At 40.2% G+C, this 15,485-nt stretch carries 15 protein-coding genes and 1 pseudogene; 4 read left to right on the forward strand and 12 right to left on the reverse strand.

Features of this window, described 5'->3' with window-relative positions; all coding sequences use genetic code 11:
- Positions 1–4 precede the first annotated feature (4 nt).
- The 4 genes from FN961_RS02170 to dusA all read right to left on the reverse strand — a co-directional run bounded on the left by FN961_RS02170 (position 5) and on the right by dusA (position 2,361).
- Complete coding sequence (locus FN961_RS02170) at positions 5–358, reverse strand: hypothetical protein (protein WP_143562909.1); 354 nt, start codon at positions 356–358, stop codon at positions 5–7.
- 84 nt (positions 359–442) lie between these two features.
- Positions 443–664 carry a PspC domain-containing protein gene (locus FN961_RS02175; protein ID WP_143562910.1) on the reverse strand — a complete coding sequence of 74 codons (222 nt, stop codon included), beginning with the start codon at positions 662–664 and terminating at the stop codon, positions 443–445.
- Between the two features lie 157 nt (positions 665–821).
- Positions 822–1,121 (reverse strand): hypothetical protein, encoded by a 300-nt coding sequence (locus FN961_RS02180; protein ID WP_143562911.1) that lies wholly within the window; start codon positions 1,119–1,121, stop codon positions 822–824.
- 271 nt (positions 1,122–1,392) lie between these two features.
- Positions 1,393–2,361 (reverse strand): tRNA dihydrouridine(20/20a) synthase DusA, encoded by a 969-nt coding sequence (gene dusA / locus FN961_RS02185; RefSeq protein ID WP_143563133.1) that lies wholly within the window; start codon positions 2,359–2,361, stop codon positions 1,393–1,395.
- A gap of 148 nt (positions 2,362–2,509) precedes the next feature.
- On the opposite strand from dusA, the gene FN961_RS02190 reads away from it, so the two are divergent.
- Positions 2,510–3,583, forward strand: coding sequence for a site-specific integrase (locus FN961_RS02190; RefSeq protein WP_143563134.1), 1,074 nt, complete (start codon positions 2,510–2,512; stop codon positions 3,581–3,583).
- A gap of 845 nt (positions 3,584–4,428) precedes the next feature.
- Positions 4,429–4,655 (forward strand): annotated as a pseudogene (locus FN961_RS26015) (transposase); the annotation flags it as partial.
- 96 nt (positions 4,656–4,751) lie between these two features.
- On the opposite strand, the gene FN961_RS02195 reads toward FN961_RS26015, so the two are convergent.
- Both FN961_RS02195 and FN961_RS02200 read right to left on the reverse strand, forming a co-directional pair.
- Positions 4,752–5,438: a hypothetical protein gene (locus tag FN961_RS02195; protein WP_143562912.1), complete on the reverse strand. Its 687-nt coding sequence runs from the start codon at positions 5,436–5,438 to the stop codon at positions 4,752–4,754.
- A 698-nt stretch (positions 5,439–6,136) separates the two neighbouring features.
- Entirely contained in the window at positions 6,137–6,715 is a 579-nt protein-coding gene (locus tag FN961_RS02200) for a DUF2913 family protein (protein WP_143562913.1), read from the reverse strand.
- Between the two features lie 571 nt (positions 6,716–7,286).
- On the opposite strand from FN961_RS02200, the gene FN961_RS02205 reads away from it, so the two are divergent.
- Complete coding sequence (locus FN961_RS02205) at positions 7,287–10,046, forward strand: hypothetical protein (RefSeq protein WP_143562914.1); 2,760 nt, start codon at positions 7,287–7,289, stop codon at positions 10,044–10,046.
- A 1,090-nt stretch (positions 10,047–11,136) separates the two neighbouring features.
- Positions 11,137–11,391, forward strand: coding sequence for an Ogr/Delta-like zinc finger protein (locus FN961_RS02210; protein ID WP_229814610.1), 255 nt, complete (start codon positions 11,137–11,139; stop codon positions 11,389–11,391).
- A gap of 316 nt (positions 11,392–11,707) precedes the next feature.
- Here the strand turns inward: FN961_RS02210 and FN961_RS02215 are convergent, their stop codons facing one another.
- The 6 genes from FN961_RS02215 to FN961_RS02240 all read right to left on the reverse strand — a co-directional run bounded on the left by FN961_RS02215 (position 11,708) and on the right by FN961_RS02240 (position 15,484).
- Positions 11,708–13,987 carry a replication endonuclease gene (locus FN961_RS02215; protein WP_143562915.1) on the reverse strand — a complete coding sequence of 760 codons (2,280 nt, stop codon included), beginning with the start codon at positions 13,985–13,987 and terminating at the stop codon, positions 11,708–11,710.
- On the reverse strand, positions 13,987–14,241 hold the full coding sequence (locus FN961_RS02220; RefSeq protein ID WP_143562916.1) for a hypothetical protein: 255 nt from the start codon (positions 14,239–14,241) through the stop codon (positions 13,987–13,989). Before FN961_RS02220 ends, FN961_RS02215 begins: the two co-directional genes overlap by 1 nt.
- On the reverse strand, positions 14,238–14,525 hold the full coding sequence (locus tag FN961_RS02225) for a hypothetical protein (protein WP_143562917.1): 288 nt from the start codon (positions 14,523–14,525) through the stop codon (positions 14,238–14,240). The genes FN961_RS02220 and FN961_RS02225 overlap by 4 nt, the downstream gene beginning before the upstream one ends.
- 1 nt (position 14,526) lies before the next feature.
- A complete protein-coding gene (locus tag FN961_RS02230) occupies positions 14,527–14,766 on the reverse strand; it encodes a hypothetical protein (RefSeq protein ID WP_143562918.1) in 240 nt (79 codons plus the stop codon).
- Between the two features lie 69 nt (positions 14,767–14,835).
- Positions 14,836–15,198, reverse strand: coding sequence for a hypothetical protein (locus tag FN961_RS02235; protein ID WP_143562919.1), 363 nt, complete (start codon positions 15,196–15,198; stop codon positions 14,836–14,838).
- Positions 15,199–15,220: 22 nt separating this feature from the next.
- The gene (locus FN961_RS02240) at positions 15,221–15,484 is read right to left on the reverse strand and encodes a pyocin activator PrtN family protein (protein WP_143562920.1); all 264 of its coding nucleotides are present in this window, start codon (positions 15,482–15,484) and stop codon (positions 15,221–15,223) included.
- Position 15,485: the final 1 nt, after the last annotated feature.

Consider the following 15,485-nt stretch of genomic DNA (forward strand, 5'->3'; position numbering starts at 1 on the left):
TAAGCTAGTCTATTTCGCTAGCTTGGCTCACACCCCATGTAGCAAGCAGAAGCAGTAACACTGGCCAGAAAAGTGAAAAACCTGCAAAAATCATAATTAATGCAGCGGTAATACATAATGCAGAGATTAACGCGATAAAGCTGAATGCCAAGACTAACCAAAGTACTGTCACCATTAACACCACTCCAGTGAAAGCAATACTCCACACTCTCTCACTCATCCAAAATACTGGTTCAGAGCTTAAAACAGCTCCAGTGAAAAATTGGGCCGTTCCCCAAGTTTGTACCGCCGCAATCAAAATACTTACAGCCAAAATGACGATACTGAATCCAATAAGTAGATCCAAAACTCTTTTCATTGTTAATTTACGTTTCAATTTCACAATCGATACACTCGTATATATACCGAGGCCACACCCGATTTATTGAATTGATGACAAGTACTAGTAGCCACTTTTCTGCCATTTAGGTAACACTAAAGCCAATACAAAGTAGATCAATAACCCCAATCCTGGATTCATTACGACCGCTAAAGCCCAAATAACTCGAGTCCACAAACAAGACCAATCAAACTTGTCAGCCATCATAGCTGCAACGCCACATACCAAACTATCAGGTCGCTTCATCCGCTCTATATAACCACTTAAAGAATCTAAACTACTCATAAATATCTCCATTCACCTTAAGAACCCGTCCCTAACAAATTTCATTGTCAGGTTTATATTTTGTGCCAATTAAACCCGCAAACAATTAACGAGCAAAGTACAAAACTCAATACCGGGATAAATAACAGGGCCGCGATTTGCGACGTAAATAACATCATTACTCTTCAACCATCGCACTTGTGATCACTGCTTCTTTCGGTTCTTGAGCGAGTTGATTCGCTTCATCAGCTTCATTACTATCAAACATGCTTGATGATAATTGCGTCTGCAGTGACATACTTAGCTCTCGTTGAGCTAACTGCATCATGTCTTGCATCTGTGCTGCAATATTTTGCTCAATGTTGCTGGTTAAATCTGCTGGGATAAGTGTATCCGCATTGGCTGTTGCACTCGCGCCCATTAGCACTGCAGCGACTAGAGATGTTTTTGCTATTTTACCGATAGTTGAATTAAACATGATTCCTTCCTCTCTATGATTTAAGTAATTTGTAGAGTGTTTCACTCTTTCACATAGAAGGTATTGCGAGTAGCGTGCCAACTTTCACGAAGACATGCAAGACATTGTTTTATAACTAAAAAACAATTCAACCTCGACCTTGTAAAACAAAAATGCAATTAAGCTTGTTTAGCTTTTAGTAAATTTCACCACGGGCTGGTTAATTTTACTAACATAGAAAAACGCACATAAAAAAACCGCCATAAATGGCGGTTTTTTTATGTTATACAATTTAAGAAATCATATTTTTTCTTGCTTGTTCAATGACTTCTATTCCAGAACCAGGCTTGTGAGCATTCTCACTAATATAGCGTCGCCAGATCCGAGAACCTGCCTCTCCCTGAAATAACCCGGTCATATGACGAGTAATATGATTTAAGCGACCACCGGCTTGCAGGTGTTTCTCTATATAAGGAATAAATTTCTCTAAAACAGCATCTCGACTTAAAACAGGCTTTTCAATACCACAAAGTTGTTGATCAATCTCAGCCAGCATATAAGGATTCTGATACGCTTCACGGCCCACCATCACACCATCCAATTTCGTTAGGTGTGTTTTACACTCCTCTAACGACTTAATGCCACCATTGATTGAGATACTCAACTCAGGGTAATCTCCCTTAAGACGATAAACTCTATCGTAATCCAGCGGTGGAATTTCACGGTTCTCTTTTGGGCTCAAACCCTGAAGCCAGGCTTTTCTAGCATGGATGATAAAAGCATCACAACCCGAATCTCGGACCGTTTCAACAAATTCAGTTAAAAACTCATAGCTATCTTGATCGTCGATACCGATACGAGTTTTGACTGTGACTGGAATATCAGCAACGGCTCGCATTGCGTTCACACATTCAGCCACAAGTGCAGGCTCTTCCATCAAACAAGCACCAAAACGTCCGCTCTGCACTCTGTCTGAAGGACAGCCTACATTCAAATTTATCTCATCATAGCCCCGTTCAGCCGCAAGCTTGGCACAAATGGCAAGATCATGGACATTAGAGCCCCCAAGTTGTAGCGCTAAAGGATGCTCCTCTTCGTTATAAGCCAGGTAATCTCCTTTACCATGAATAATCGCCCCAGTAGTGACCATCTCGGTATAAAGAAGTAGCTCTGCCGACATCAAACGGGCTAGATAACGATAATGCCTATCGGTCCAATCCAGCATCGGCGCAATTGAGAAGGTTCTATTTAGTGGTTTCATTGGTGTTGCTGGCTTACAGCCTAATTTACTTGATGCTATCATTTATTCCGAGTTGCCCTGAATTGCCTGTAATTTCGTCGAGTTTCGTTGTATGGTGTCCCATATGGGCCCCTCAATGGGGTAGGACGATTTGGCGAAATTCACTGATATGGCATCTTTTACAATAGAGAAACGAGCAAAAGCAAGCGGCGAGTTTAGTTACCGTTGTACTGTGCGCGTCAAAGAATCTGGCGAAATTATACATCGAGAGTCAAAAACTTTCAGTAAAAAAGATGTCGCTCGCACCTGGGGAAAAACTCGATGTGATACAATTGAGCATCATGGGGCACTCAATAAACACAAAGTGGTGCCCCTTGGGGCCCTGTTAAATTTATACTTTGAAGATCATGACTTGTGGAATAAAACCGGCCGAACAAAACGCTATGTCATTAAAATGCTTATTGACTGCGATATCTGCAAAATTAAAAGCGACTCTTTGAAAACCAGCGATCTAATTGAGCACTGTAAAAATAGGCGGGCTGCGGGTGCAGGCCCTGCAACTATTTATCACGACATCGCTTATCTTCGCAGTGTAATGAAAAAGGCTTTACCCGTTTGGGATATTACAGCCAATTATCAAATTTTTGAAGATGCAGTCCCCGTTCTCATCGAAATGGGTTTAGTCGGGAAAAGTCAAAAACGTACACGCCGCCCTACTGAGAACGAGCTCGAAAAACTTAAAGATGGCCTGCAAGCAAGAATGGATTACCGTCCCAATGGCATTACTCGGATCCCTTTTATCGATATCTTGGATTTCAGTATTCTAACTTGCATGCGGATTGGTGAGGTCTGTAAATTACGCTGGGAAGATTTAAACCAAGATCATAAAACCATTTTAGTTCGTGATAGAAAAGACCCTAGGAAAAAAGCCGGTAATCACATGATTGTGCCTTTGCTTGCTGGCTCATTTGATATTGCTAAGCGTCAAGCAGAGAATGACGTTTTTATATTTCCCTATAACCCTAAATCTGTAACAGCTGGTTTTCAGCGTGTACGTAACGAACTTGGCATAGAAGATCTTCGCTATCACGATTTGAGAAGAGAAGGAGCAAGCCGATTATTTGAAAAGGGTTACTCTATCGAAGAAGTGGCTCAAGTAACTGGTCATAGGAACTTAAACATACTCTGGCAGGTTTACACCCAGCTGTTCCCGCACAAACTACATGATAAATTTGCTAATTAATCATGTAGTCTTTTGAGACTTGGGTTCGAGCCAAGCTTCCTCCACCCATAACGAAGAAAGGCTAACCTTAATAATCTATACTTTCACATTATTTTCAATATATTATGATTTATCCACCTTCCCTTAGAACACCTAAGCCCCCTATTTTACTAACTCACGGTCACACTTCAATGGAGTAAAAATGCCTCAATGGTGACAGTAAAGTTATAGCGCGCCGTTTGACTCGTAGAATCCCTCCTATTGATTCAGCCTAAAGTGATCACTCTAAGCTAATTGTACCCCTTGTGAGTTACAGGCGATAAGCAACGCAGATAAGTAACAAGCCAGTTGACCTACTTTTACTAATAGGTAAATGACAATTAATGATTACTTTAAGATAAGACATAAATATCCATTGCTCACATTTTAATTTACCGAACTCGTTTATTCAGCATGACTCTGATAGAGTGCTTATCAATCAATGACTTTTCCAAGGCAGGGCTTAGATATTAGGCTTATTAAATGTGCTTTTTGTCAAAGATGGAGATAATTATCTCTGCAATAATGAGGCGCTACTGGTCGCTCATCAGAAGAAAATGATGAAGAACATTATTCGCGAACAATGCCCTTTAGCGCAAGTAGAAAAATTGAGTTTATGAAACCTCATGGAAAACATGGAAATGAGGGATTTATTTAGCTTAGATGTACTCGGTTTTGAACAGTTTGTTTATATTTTTCAATATAATGTGTTGTCACATATTCAAGACTCCGGTTCGGGATTTTACATTATATCTAAAGATGAGATGCTGATTTTTAGCTCTTAAAGTCTCAGCCGCAGGCTGATTTTGTTTAATCTTTTGCTGTTTGTTCACCTGTTAGTGTTAGCCCCTCCAAATATATCTCCTTTAGATATCATGAAGCTCAACTAAACTTTTTCAAGAGTTCCACGTTTAAAAAAGAGATACTGGGGTCAGCACTTTTGGGCGAGGGGGTTTTCTGTGTCACTGCCGGAGAGTTAACGAAGGAAATGATTAATGAGTATTTGGAGCATCATTTCGAACGAAAAACAGAAGATGATTTTGATGTTGAATGAACAGATGGGCTTCCTTAGCAGGAATGCTGGACTTTCAGTCCAGGTGCTTTAACCCACCGTATTTAGACGGTGGGTGTTTAGTTTCTCTAAACTATATTAGTCACAGAAACCTAACTCTTCCCAATAGTCTTTATTATATAGATGTTGATTATCCGCAGCTGTAACAGCTTTAAATGCACTTCCAGAGTATTTAACAACAGCACCAGTGTTGTATGAACCAGACCAATCAAATTCCTGTAAGCCTCTACATTTATTCAATTTAACAGTATGTGTCTCCCAATTATAATCACCACTAGAACTACCATCATAAATTGATGCGCCTGAAGAGCATACTTCTTTATTTTCACCATAAGCTGCCGGGTAATCAATACAGACTTTATGTAGATTAAATCCGATAGGCGGCGTTCTATCGCCCCCCATTTTTTCAGATAATCGATATTGACCATTAGAGCTTACCACCACAGCTGCTGAGTAATGATAAAGAATTCCTGGTGCATCTTGTACATAGAAATCGACAGTTGAAGGGCGACCAAGTGCCACCCAAACATCATTTAGTATATGGACTTTGCTTTTTGGTGCTACGGTTCCCCAGTTTGATACCATTTTCAAGCCAAGTTCTACGTTGTGAACTTCCTCAGCCTGAACAGGAGAAGTTAGTGCAAATACAGCAGGTAAAGCTAAAATTGATGATCCAAATTTAATTTTCATAATATAATTCTTTAATTTGAATGAACTCTGTTCCTCTCTATTTGATTTTTCATACCCGTAGCATACTTCACTCATATTTATTCCTTAAAAGATTAATTATAAACTTCAGACGTTCTTCCATTCACCACGAAGTATACATATGAATAAACATTAATACACACAAATACACACAGATATGCACAAACAGATACAAATACATACAAGTACACATAATCATACACATGATAAATCCCTGGGACATTTTTTGACGTTACTATGATTCAACAACTCAAGAAATGAGCCTGCAACCTAAGTAAGAAAAAAACATAGGTAATGTATAAGCTTTTAGATGTTATTTTCGCGCATTTTGGAGAAACTATTAATTAGGAGATACGTAGGGGCCAGTGTGAACTTTATGTAATATGCGATACCTTTCTTAACCCCAAACTCATCAGCTAGAGTCGAAGCTCTAGCTGATTTATGTCCAATTATGATTTAGGTGTGTGAGATCACTCTGACTCCTCCCTCAGTTCTGATGACAAGCCGTTATCATTTTTGATAATGACAAATTTTTAGTTATCAAATATGACAACTAAAAGCAGTGAGCAACAACAATAAGGACAAGGCTATATATGCTGATACTGTGCCTTTGAGGATTTCATCGCAGTAAAACAGCCAACAAAAAGACCCAAAACCACAATAATGGGACCTATATGAATACACCATTCAACATGAAGACGTGGTTCATCGCGATTCGCATTTTCGACGGTGTAAGCTAACGCTGCCATTGATATCTACTTTGGCCGATGTAATACAATATGCCCTTGCTTGGTGACAAGATTATGCTGCTCCATTTTAGCCAGGAACAATCCAGTGTCATTAATAAGGTCAATGAGTTTAGTGACGTGATCAGACTCTAAGAACAGTGATACAGGCGCTACCTGCTCGCCAGACTCGATAAATCCATTCTCTACATGCTCTTGCAGCATATAAATCATATTAGGCACTCGCTGTGTCTCGCTGGGACTGCTTAAGAAACGACTAGGAAATCCTAGGCCACTTTCTATGATGGAGAGTAAGTTAAACAAACGCTTTGCATCGGTGGCATTCTTGTCGTGACGCAATGACAAATTACGCAACTCGATGAGCTTAGCTTCAAGATCACAACTCTCAGTTCTCGCTAATGCAAGCAGTCTTCGGATCTCTTTCTTACTCGCCTGATAGCGTTTAACTTTTATCATTGGTTTGAGATAACGCACCAAGATCTCATTACGTCTAATTTTCGGTGTAAAACGACTTGTTTCAGCAGTCGTCAGATAGAGATGTAGGAGACAGTTATCGATAACATCACAAAAAATATCCCTAGTGTTCAATTTGTAGGTTTCTTAGTTTTAAAACAATGACTAACCTTATCATTATGGGTCTTTTGAGGCTATTTTAAACTCAACTCTCGAAATGATAAAATTGACTAATTATTGAGATTTGAGATCTAGCACTTTTCCCCCTGCAGATACTTGCATCCCATATTACTTTTACATGGAGGTTGTTCGTATTACAAGCATAGAGAAATCAACATAGATACTTCTTGGGTATCAACTTTAGAGACCAAAACAGTAGCGTTTTTCTCGCACCAGCCTCCTCAGCACTCCAGTAACCAATTGATACACATGAGTATCAATAAGTGTAGTATGCTAAAGTCTCGTAAAAAAGACTTACACTCCACGTTAATAAAGTAACGTAACCATTAATATATTTATCAGGTCAATTATTCTAGGCGTGTATGTTATGTACGATTTGATTAACTACGTGAAACTTAAATAGTCAAACGTCAATTCGTAATTTATAGCGATACAAACAGGGAGAACAAGCCTAATAAATCTAGAATGTAATGGTAAATAACCTCGCAAAATTTTTAATTAGCACATGTCTTGATAAGGATTATTTATGACAAGTAGAATATTGGGTTATGTTTGTATGACCCTATTATTATGTACACTCAATGCAAATGCTGTTGGGAAACGACCTATCGATTCAGACAGACCTGATGATCCCTATGTAAGTGATTTAGTCGATATAGGTGTTCCTTTAGGTGGGGTAGATGTACGTATCTATAATCCGGAAACAGATAGTTTTGATGACACATATATAGCGGGACCACGATATACTCACTTTGGTAAAGTTGATGAATTCCTTTTTCCTACCTTTAAAAATGGAATGAGAACAGAGTATTTAGTCCAAGATACTCACTCTTTGGGTACGTCCAGCAACCAAAGTTATGATGTTGTAGATATCCAAAACCCCTTACCTAACGGCTCTGTTTTTTCTTCAGTCCCCAGTGACTCAACAATTCTACGACACGCATATGCAGAAGGTGTTTTCCCGATAAAAATGGGATCAGGAATGATTCACCGAAACAGAATTATTGCGCGACCGCAAATGTATACATTTGTTTTGCACACCTCAAGAAACAACATTACGCTTTCCCAACGAGATGAGAATGGTCATGCATATTTAGTAAACCTATCTCTTTATGGAGGAGTTGATTTCCCTGAAGCTAACAATGCTGAATTACGTCTTGGTAACAAAATGCAAGCAGTATTCGCCGACACCGATGGGAATGGTGAAGATGACACTTTAGCTATTGAATATTATGGGAAAATTTACGTTTGGAATATAACTAATTTTCTTTGGCATGATGATTATAAGTATATTGAAAATTATGTACAAAGTTACACTATTGACAAAATGAATTTCGCTACAGACTCTTCTTCTGATTACGTTGCTTCGTTATCAGTAGGGAAGGTTCATCCAGAAAAAAAAGGTGAACAATTAATTTACCTTTATGCTTACAAATACATAAGTGAGCAGCGTTATCCCTCTAATAGTAGAATGAATGTCTTGAAAGTTATTTCATTGGGAAGCACTGGTTATCGAACAATATTCTCTATGGACAATGTAGGTATTAATAGTTTGATAGAGCAGTACCGAGGGAAAGATTTTGGTGAGGCTAACTATACAACTGCAACTGTTACTAATTTCTCTAATACAGATAAACCTCAAATTGCTTTAGGGGGAGTATATTATCAACTTAGAGGTAGCTTTGGGGATTATACATATCAAACTATTAGTGTCTTAGAATTAAGTAACGTAGGCAATGACGAATTAGTTGTATCCGATATTCCATCGGTATTTAAATGGTCTACAGATCTCAGTGTTTCGACGATGTATAAACAGAACAGTATTGCAGCGGCAGATATGATCGGTTTAGGCCAAGATTATCTTGCTTTCAGTAACCAGATTTTTGCTTATGACCCCAGTGCCGATTCTAAAATGACGTCTATAAAAACGGTTAATACCGGCTCATATTCAGAAGTTTATATGGAATGGGTTAGCGGTAACTTTGCCGATGACTACAACGAATTCCTTTATGTTGATGATGAAGCTAGGTTAAAGACCATAGATGGTTCTGATCTTAACTATCGCGCTGAGGGAGAAGAACTTATTCTTGTTCATGTAAATAGAGATTATGGCAAATATTCATTACGTAGGTATGAACTGTTTGATATAGACTCAGGTATTTTTGATGATTTAATGGATAATGGTTCTATTGTTAGGAGTTCAGTCGGTGTTGGGCCAGATGATTATCTATCTCCAATTTTACACTACACACCTGTTAAAACAATAAACAGCGGATACAACTATGATTTTCCTGGACTATATGCTGGCAATACTGATTATGATTTAGGTACTGCGGAGTATGCGGATATACATACTGTAAGGATATCGCCACCTATATTGAACACAGCAATTGAGACGGTCCCATATTACTCAGCTATTGCCAACGAACAAAGGTCTACAGTCTCAGTGGCTTATACAACTGACTCTGTTGCGATAGAGGGGTATGAATACCGCAATGGATTTGGTGCAAGTATTTCTGCAGAGTTCGGCGGTGACGTAGGTCCAGGTTTCAAAATTGGGTTTGAAAGCGCTTTCAGTAAATCGACTTATAGTGGGCAGGGTATTGTTACCGCTGGGGGTGTCGGTTTTACTGCCCATTCAGGTCTTAATATGCTCGTTTTCGATTTTATACCTATGGATGTATTTACCTACACGATTACAGGGACTCCTAACATACCTGGTGGCGCTTTAGTTGGTGATCCCATTGAATTCAATGTTATTAGAGAGCCAATTCGCTTTTCAACTAGTCACCGAGATTGGTCTGCTGCAATGGACAACCTAGGAAACCCATTCTCAAGTTATGACCATGTCTTTGACGGTGAATTGGGGGTTCCGTCTTCTTATCTCAATAAATCAGAGTTACAAGTGCAGTATCCATATCGTTATCCAGACAGCAATTATCAAATGGGTGTGAGTAGATCTATGGGAACTCGTCTTAGTATTACTGAAACGACAGGTCGCGCCTATGAAGACATAACATCTAAAGCGCATGACTTTGATTTTACATTTGGTTTATCTTACAGTGCGAAAATTGCTAAGTTTGAAACTTCCTCTACATACAGCCATGGGTTTACAAACAGCGTATATAAATATACAGCAACAATGATAAGCGCGTCCGGTGAAATTGATGGTTTTCCACAAGCAGAAAGTGATAAATTCACTCCATATACAGTAGGTAGTTATATGGCCGAAGTTACATCTGAAAATGAGCCTCAATACTTAAAAGTAGGTTACTATTTAAAATAATTTATAGGAGTTATGCCTCTTACTTAAATTATACGGTTCTAGAACTGGACAAGATAAAGGGGTCAGAACGAACTAGAGCTTTTGAATAAACCAAGTTACCTTTTCTAATCAATATCAACTCAATTAGACTCACTGCTCTAGCACATTTCTGTCCAGGAATGTGCTAGAGCTAACACTCTAATACATGTGATCACCAAGGGACTTTGTCGTGCAACGGTGAAAGAATCCACTTTGGGATTTAGGATCCAATTCAATTTATCTTTCAGTTTGAAAATCCGCTAAGACTCTGTTTTTAATTAATTATTTACTCTGAACTCACATTGCTTAAATTAGGTAAACTCCACGTAATCGAGACGAAACCCTGTGTATATGCGGGTTTCACGGCTTCCCCTCCCTTCCTTTCGCATCAACAAAACTGAAAAAAACTGAAAAAAACTGCGATCCTTTCAGATCTCCGATCCTTGCAAAGACCTTGTAGCGGCGCGGGCTGGAGATATGAACTGTAGTAATAGAAAACTGAAAAAAAATGGCAACAAAAAGCCCGCAGGAGGGTGAGGAAGAGTGCGGATTCCGTGGCGTTAGTTATCTGTGGTGCTAGTTTCCGTGACTAAACTGACAGTACTGCAATCGTTAATGCTTACCGTAGACAATAGGCAAAGACACTGGTTCTGTTGTACTCAGGCGCAATCAGCAGATCAAATGCTATAAAGCCAAAGATGTCATTTGGGTACGCCAGTATGACTCAGTACACAAAATGTATAGTTGCCCTGATGAATCTTGGCGGGCTGTACTTCTCAGCAAAGAGCCTACCCAGTGAAATCATGCACACGTTTTTCTGTTTTATCCTTCATGATTCCTTGAGTGTGAAGTGAAATTTAAGATCAGATTATATGTCCTCTCTAAGCTATCTCACCTTGCTAAGACTAAGACTTTGATAGTCAAATATAATTATACATAACATCGATATATGTAAAATTTAGCCTAAGAACAAATGATTTATATAACAAACATTATCACTCCAACCTTATAACACTGTTCAAAAACACAGTGCTATGGAGTAAACTAAGCAAATTGAAAAAATTGGGAGATTATGATGCAAGTTCATTGTACTGCTTGTGGTGAAAAGGCGATTATCGGCAAGACTAATCGCTTAAGTTTAGCCCATGCCGACCTGTATTGTTCATGCACTGACCCTGAATGTGGTCATACGTTTGTTGCGAACTTAAGCTTTAGTCACACCTTAAGCCCCAGTGCAAAATCGACAACAGCTATTGTCTCTGAGCTGTTTCGTGCCCTATCCCCTGTTCAGCGTCAGCAGATTCAACAAGAGCTGAACCTTCTTTAACATTATATAAGTCGGGTTCCCTGTACATAGCTAACACATCAGCAAGGATAGCATTACACACATCCTTTTTAGCTTCAGTACCTAGCTCTGGAAATAGTCCATTCAGTAAGTCTACTTTCTGAAACAACATAGATTTTTCTGTCATAACTCAATTTTCCATAATTGACACATCAACAACTGTGTCTCATCAATTATTCATGCATGTAAAAACGTGTCCCCCATTGTTTAACCCAATAAATACAGCCGGTACATTCACGTAACTCGAACTTATTAACGTAAAACTCATTTATTGTGGTACGACAGGAAAAGTCATCTCTTAGAAATAATCAAACTCACTCACTTCTTCATCAAACAACCTCTCAAACTGCAACTGGCCATCACTTACCCACCAAATTCGGCCAGCATCAGTAAAGATCCTTAAGCCACTGCGGAGCTGATCAAGCGTATATTTATCGACAACACCGTGAGAGGCGAGATATCGCAATACCTCTTCAGAGAATTCAGCTTTATTGCATCCGAAATGGTCTCCCAAAACGGCATCTGTACAGTTATTCCCACAAGTCCGAGTATCGCCGCTGTCGCGACTCTTCAATCCAGAACCAAGCGGTTGCTTCCACTTGGGCATGGGTTTCTTATCCTCTTTGTTCTCAATAGCGTCATTTTCACTAAAGATAAGCGCACGTTCGGCTTTGAGCTTTTTATAGTTCACCTTCTCATCGTCATTCATGGCTCTAATGGTCCACTTCTCACCACGAGTGATTAACGATCTGACCTTGCTTTCACCATCAGCTTTCGTGGCCATGGCACACAACCCAAGTACTCGCTTGGTCATTTCACCAAACTCATTGCCGCATTCAGTCTCTTCATATTCCAGCTTGATTGGATTAACAGCCAAGGCCTGTTCAAAGACTTTCCAGTTTGATGAATCTGCCGCCGCTCTGGCGAGCTCTATTTCAGGGGGCTGCGGGCACTCTTTTAACTTTCTTAGTTCACGCCACACTTGCACAGAAGAAGAACCAAAGAATTGAAACTGCCGCAGACGATAACGGCTTGCCCACGCCGCCGCATTTTCAGCACCCGCGCTTGCCGCTAAACCAGATTCAAAATCTAGCTCGCCTTGCATGTGCTCACCTTTAATGTTTTTCGACAGGTACTTAATGATGTAGCCAACCGCTGAGCCTTTGGTTTTATCAACAGGTTCAATCTTTAAGCGATGTTCAGCAGCGCCGTCTTCATCACCGTCGACCTCAAAGGCATACTTTTCGAGTATCGCTTTAAGCACATCGGCATGTTCTGGATGGACGAAAATCAACATGTGCCAATGGGGCGTACTATCTTTGTGGGGTTCGGTGACTCGTAGCCCTTGAATTTTAATTTTGCGATATGACAATGCAGAGCGGATTTTTCGAAATTGCCCAGACAAATAAGCTTGGGTATATTGGGCGTTCTCACAATTCCACTTGCCTGAATTAAAATGATATTTACTTGGCGCGGTTAACGTCACCATTAAGCCAACTTTGCCCTGTTCTTCGGCAATCTCTTCAAGCCCGCGCGCCCTAACAATCAATTCAACAAAACGATTAGCTGGATTAGCGTTACCAGCCATCGCCGCATCGATAAGCGGTATGATCACCCCCGCCTCTGATTCAATCATGGTGCTCTCTAGCCATTCACGGCCACTCTTTTGCTGCTCACACCATTCATTAAAACTGTCACGGCTCAAATAAGGGCTGTCTTCACCGACGAGGCCTGCTGCAACATTCAAATGCTCACAGCACAAATCACGTAACGAACCCAATTGGTTAAGCCACCACTTAGGGCTAGTCATGCGTAAAATGGCACACTCTGCCGCCTCGATAATCTGATTACGTTTCACATCAGCATAATAAGGGGGATTAACTTGCCACTGTTTACACACTGCAGCTGCAGCGTCATAGGCTTTTAAAAAAGCGATATCACCATGGTTCTGGCTGGCCGCGTCTTTCACTTCATCAAGGACGGTTAAGGCCAAACGGTTCGCCACATCTTTGAGCCGTTTACTTTTACGATATTTGATTAACTCGAACCCACCGTAGTGAGTAGTTCGCTTATCGTTACTTTCGTTAATGTGCTTTGAGGTGAATTTATCGAAACTACCAATATTGTGAAACGGGTACTTGAGCCAAACCTTGTTGATAAAATCAGTCGTCTTTCTCAAATATATATTGGCGCTACGAATGTTGGCCATACCGTCTTTTTTGGTGAGTCGGCGTTGATACTCATCGCTAATCTTAATACTGATTTTATTAGGCAGATGACTCAGACGGGCATTGGCAAAACTGCGGTTGCTGTTAAGTACCGCGTGGTTGGGTGAAACGTCATCGAGTAATTCATTAACTTCTTTGAGTGCCTGGCGCGCATTCGCTCCCTTTGGCAGTTCAGTCGATTTATAACCATCAAGAAAGTGTCGCTCTTGGTACTGCTCCGCTGATAACAGCTGTATTTTTTGAATGTGCTGATAGTCAGCAACAAACACGCACTTGCGCCCTTTAGGCGGGATTTTTACAAATCCAGAAAAAAGAGCCAAGGGCTGAGGTGATAATGTAGGAAAAGGCATTACACCCCCTCAAAACCGTGATGAAGCTTGGCTTTCTCTAAAGTGCGACGGATCCCTTTGGCAAAGTTGGTCAGGTCATTGCCCAAAGCTTGCCAATACAAGCAATCAAGCGCACCGGAGTACTTGGCAATCTTCATCATATTGGTGCTATATCTCAAGCTCCCGTTATCAATAAAAACTTGTATCTCTGCGGCAAGAGATTGCTTGTTGGTACGAAAATGCCTAAGTAAATGCTGGAATGCTGCGCTGCTCATGCTGCAGCCCTCGCGAACTTTCCTTCTTTAATCGCCTTTCCCATTGCTGCTAGCATTAACCAGTTAAGTGCTTGAAGTGATTTACAAACAAAATCATCTGGCAGGATAACGCCAGATAAATTGTGCATTGCACTTATCGCATCCATATGGCGCTCTGCTATTGAATGCTGTCCCTCATCAATGGCGCAATTAAAACTATCAAAGTGCATTTTTAACAGCCTTAAAAAGTATTCCCTACCTACAAAACCACTGTCTAACACCGAGGTTTGATTAAGTGCACTCATATCAGGCCGACCGTTGAATTTGGTTAACGTGAATGTTGTTTCGGATAGCAATTAATCGAACGTTAAGCGTTTTTGCTATTGATAGATCAAGTGATTCAGCAACGATCTGCAATGACTCGATCACCGATTCGGCAACGATGGGCTCTATCGGATAGGAGGAATGATTTAAAGCGTTAATAACCCTGTTCGCTTCATTGCGAATTGCGGTGTCAGTTGTTAAACTCTGTGTTGTCGGTTTCATAATGTATATCCTTGAAGATCTATTGATTGATTCGACACGGCCACATCCGGTGCAACGGAAGTGGCTTTTTTATGCATGGGATTTACGGGTGGGTTTAACATTAAATTCATCTCGACTTAGTAAGCTCTCACCAAACGACTTACCTAAATTTCTTAGGGCGATAATGGATAAACGGATCTGATTTCGTTCTTCGAAAGTCATCGCTTCTAGAGGGATATTTATGTGGGTACTCGGCCTGATACGGGCACCAAATAACACTATCGCTTTTTGCTGTTCAGTGAGCTTGCTGTATTGACTCGCTGCACAGCTTCTACCTAGAATGGTCCTAATATCACTGAATCTATCTTTCGTGGTGAGGGTGTAGATGTTGTTAACTACGTTGGTTATTGACGGCGTTAATGCTGTAACTTGATCATTTTTTAAAGTGTTCATATCTGTTCCTTTAAAATTTGGTTTATTGTTTAGCAAGCTGAATAACATCCCAGTCAGATTTTGATTCCTGATAGCACTTATCAACATGAGCCGCTAAGTCAGCAACTTTAACCAAGGACGGCGAACGTTCTGAATCACGTAATTTGAAAGTAGGTACGGGTAAGTCTTTCGCCTTCGCTTTTTGCTCCGCAGTTTTCGGTGTATAGCCGAAGAACTCTTCACAAATAATTTTTAGTTCAACTGTTGGTGACTCAAATCGAGCCAATAACGCAAAAGAAGTATTCATA

Origin of the sequence: Shewanella hanedai (assembly GCF_007197645.1) — a bacterium.
In the GTDB taxonomy this organism is placed as follows: domain Bacteria; phylum Pseudomonadota; class Gammaproteobacteria; order Enterobacterales; family Shewanellaceae; genus Shewanella; species Shewanella hanedai.

What these genes read in the sequence shown, in the direction of transcription:
- FN961_RS02170 (WP_143562909.1), bottom strand. Translation starts at nt 358, where the DNA reads ATGAAAAGAGTTTTGGATCTACTTATTGGATTCAGTATCGTCATTTTG.
- FN961_RS02175 (WP_143562910.1), bottom strand. Translation starts at nt 664, where the DNA reads ATGAGTAGTTTAGATTCTTTAAGTGGTTATATAGAGCGGATGAAGCGA.
- FN961_RS02180 (WP_143562911.1), bottom strand. Translation starts at nt 1,121, where the DNA reads ATGTTTAATTCAACTATCGGTAAAATAGCAAAAACATCTCTAGTCGCT.
- dusA (WP_143563133.1), bottom strand. Translation starts at nt 2,361, where the DNA reads ATGAAACCACTAAATAGAACCTTCTCAATTGCGCCGATGCTGGATTGG.
- FN961_RS02190 (WP_143563134.1), top strand. Translation starts at nt 2,510, where the DNA reads ATGGCATCTTTTACAATAGAGAAACGAGCAAAAGCAAGCGGCGAGTTT.
- FN961_RS02195 (WP_143562912.1), bottom strand. Translation starts at nt 5,438, where the DNA reads ATGAGTGAAGTATGCTACGGGTATGAAAAATCAAATAGAGAGGAACAG.
- FN961_RS02205 (WP_143562914.1), top strand. Translation starts at nt 7,287, where the DNA reads ATGACAAGTAGAATATTGGGTTATGTTTGTATGACCCTATTATTATGT.
- FN961_RS02210 (WP_229814610.1), top strand. Translation starts at nt 11,137, where the DNA reads ATGATGCAAGTTCATTGTACTGCTTGTGGTGAAAAGGCGATTATCGGC.
- FN961_RS02215 (WP_143562915.1), bottom strand. Translation starts at nt 13,987, where the DNA reads ATGCCTTTTCCTACATTATCACCTCAGCCCTTGGCTCTTTTTTCTGGA.
- FN961_RS02220 (WP_143562916.1), bottom strand. Translation starts at nt 14,241, where the DNA reads ATGAGCAGCGCAGCATTCCAGCATTTACTTAGGCATTTTCGTACCAAC.
- FN961_RS02225 (WP_143562917.1), bottom strand. Translation starts at nt 14,525, where the DNA reads ATGAGTGCACTTAATCAAACCTCGGTGTTAGACAGTGGTTTTGTAGGT.
- FN961_RS02230 (WP_143562918.1), bottom strand. Translation starts at nt 14,766, where the DNA reads ATGAAACCGACAACACAGAGTTTAACAACTGACACCGCAATTCGCAAT.
- FN961_RS02235 (WP_143562919.1), bottom strand. Translation starts at nt 15,198, where the DNA reads ATGAACACTTTAAAAAATGATCAAGTTACAGCATTAACGCCGTCAATA.
- FN961_RS02240 (WP_143562920.1), bottom strand. Translation starts at nt 15,484, where the DNA reads ATGAATACTTCTTTTGCGTTATTGGCTCGATTTGAGTCACCAACAGTT.